Below are 2,429 nucleotides of genomic sequence, written 5' to 3' on the forward strand. Positions count from 1 at the left end.
ATGTATGCGGTATCGTGCTCCAGATCCTTTAACTGGTTCTTTGCGACCAGTTGAGATTTTGAAAAGTGCCGAACATGGAAAGGTTTTTTATCAAGGTTTAATGGCTTGCGGCTCTGTTTGGCATTGCCCTGTTTGCGCTGCAAAAATCGCTGAACGTAGACGGATTGAACTCAAAGAGGCTTTAGATTCTGCAAAAGAGAAAGGCTATAAGAGTCACTTTGTTACTCTCACTTTTCCCCACGGAATAAGCGATGATTTGAACGATATACTTTCGAAAATGCGTAACGCTTACCGTAGACTTTCAAGCGGTAAAAATGCCATTAAATCATTAATTAAGAGAGTTGACGAAAATAACCAAATCCACGGATTTATTCGAGCTGTTGAGGTTACACACGGCAAGAACGGCTTTCATCCTCACATCCATATGATTGTTTTTACCAACGATGGGATCACATCTTCAGCCCTAGAGATTTTTTATAAAAAAGCATGGAAGAATGCTTGCATTAACTCCGGCTTACCTGAACCAAATCAACATGGCTGTACTGTCAAAGATGGATCTTATGCTTCAGATTATGTTTCCAAATGGGGCATTGAAGACGAAATGACAAAGGCCAATGCTAAAACAACAAAACGTAAAGGTCTTACCCCTTGGGGACTTCTGCAAGCTTCGTTACTAGGTAACGATGAGGAGTATCCAGCGGAAAAGGCTAATGCTTTATTTTTGGTTTATGCCAATGCTTTTTCAGGTCAAAGACAGCTTTATTGGTCAAATGGACTTAGAAAACTGTTACACATTTCAAGAGAGGAATCTGACGAAACGATTGTTAGTAAACCTGACGATGTACGCTCTTATCTTTTGGCTCAGGTGACTTTGCAACAGTGGAAAGCGGTCTTACTTCTCAAACAAGAATCAAATCTACTTGGTGTGGCTGAATCAAACCCTTTGGCCATTTCCCCGTTTTTAGAAAGCATCACTCAGCAAGCGATCGAATACTGCGGACGACGACGAGACTTAGGAGGAGGAGCAAGTAAGAGAGAGCTGCTAAAAACTTAGTCGGCATATAGGAAGGTTGCCCCCTCCCTAAATGCCTAAACATAATTATTGAAAGGAATAACTATGTCTAATTCATATCCTATTGAAAACGATTCGTTTTATAAACGTATTTCTCAGCTATCTGCCACGATTGGTTTAAATCCAGCCGAACGCGTTGTATTTTTGTCGAGCTTTGAATCTTGGTACCACTTTCAGCCCTATTCGGTTTATAGCTCGATTTGTACTGCTGCAATCTCTGCATTAGAGGAGCTATCTCATGAGAAGTGTTGATTGGGAAAATGCTCTTAAATTTTTTGCACCGATTGAGAGGAGCAAGCGAATACACAAGAATTTTGTTTACCGTTTCCAGCATCTCGGTATACCTGACGAAATTGCAGCTTCCTCCGTGGGTGTCGAATTAGATCAGGTTTACAGGTGGGATGATGGCGAAGATATACCATTTCTTGTTAAACGAGTCTGGGAGCTGGAATCTCGTAAATTTACCCCTAATCAGTCTGACTTCAAAGGTTGGACATTTGCCGCTGGGCGTATTGTTACACCTGAAGGAGCCAGATACACAGAACGCCAGTTAAGGTATGCACTTTTTCTTTTTGACCAACTTCCATAAAGAAGCATATGTGTGAGTTGAGATTTTTTTCATAGCTCGGTTGTTATGTAAGAAACGGAAAGGGGCCCCGTTTCGGCGGGGAAAGGATCCGTTTCTTATATGACGACCGAGAGACAAGCGGAAAGAAAGTTTTGTGATCTACTAAATTTAAATCCGCGCGTCAGTTGCCACTAAATTATTCGTATGGTATTAATAGGCGTATTCAAAAGAGGTTGTTTATATGAAACTCGAAGATAGAAATAAGGTTAGTCGGTCTTTCCGTTTAGAACCACACGTAGATGAAAAGCTTTTGAAGCTAACACAGATGCTGGGAGTTAGTATTCATGCTTATATCGTCACTGAGATAGGAAAGGCCATTAATCGCGATTATCTTGCTTTTCAACTTCAAGACACACAGAAAGATGCACTTGACCAGATGGTTAAACTGTTTGGTTCTGTTGTCCAAGAAAATCCTGATTCTGAACAATAGATATAAAAAAACCCAATAGTCCCTAAACTATTGGGTTTTCACTTTCGGATTGGTTAGAGCCTTTCCAAAAGGACGTTGTTAATTGTGAGTGCAATTAACTTTGGTTGTTAACGGTTTAATTAACGGTTTAATTATGAGTGATGATAACTTTGGTTGCAACCCCTCTCTGGCGGTTTCGCATGCTCTCCCTGCGCAGCGGGGGGGGCATGTGGAATTGCCAGAATTGGGAGCGCCCCTTGGTATAGTTACCAAAACTTCTTCACCCCCCTCTAAACTGCCTGTAATTCAGGGTGTTTAGA

3 protein-coding genes are annotated in these 2,429 nt (G+C 41.3%); all 3 read left to right on the forward strand.

All coding sequences use genetic code 11. From position 1 onward, the window contains the following. The coding region (locus RMT89_RS39965) for a protein rep (protein WP_315888658.1) at positions 1-1,054 on the forward strand (1,054 nt) is incomplete at its 5' end. A gap of 256 nt (positions 1,055-1,310) precedes the next feature. Beyond that, positions 1,311-1,661 (forward strand): hypothetical protein, encoded by a 351-nt coding sequence (locus RMT89_RS39970; protein WP_315888659.1) that lies wholly within the window; start codon positions 1,311-1,313, stop codon positions 1,659-1,661. Between the two features lie 220 nt (positions 1,662-1,881). Then, positions 1,882-2,130 carry a hypothetical protein gene (locus RMT89_RS39975; protein ID WP_315888660.1) on the forward strand — a complete coding sequence of 83 codons (249 nt, stop codon included), beginning with the start codon at positions 1,882-1,884 and terminating at the stop codon, positions 2,128-2,130. Positions 2,131-2,429: the final 299 nt, after the last annotated feature.

This window comes from Streptomyces sp. P17 (genome assembly GCF_032436805.1).
In the GTDB taxonomy this organism is placed as follows: Bacteria; Actinomycetota; Actinomycetes; order Streptomycetales; family Streptomycetaceae; genus Streptomyces.

Coding starts and splice junctions, on each gene's coding strand:
- RMT89_RS39970 (WP_315888659.1), top strand. CDS start 1,311: ATGAGAAGTGTTGATTGGGAAAATGCTCTTAAATTTTTTGCACCGATT.
- RMT89_RS39975 (WP_315888660.1), top strand. CDS start 1,882: ATGAAACTCGAAGATAGAAATAAGGTTAGTCGGTCTTTCCGTTTAGAA.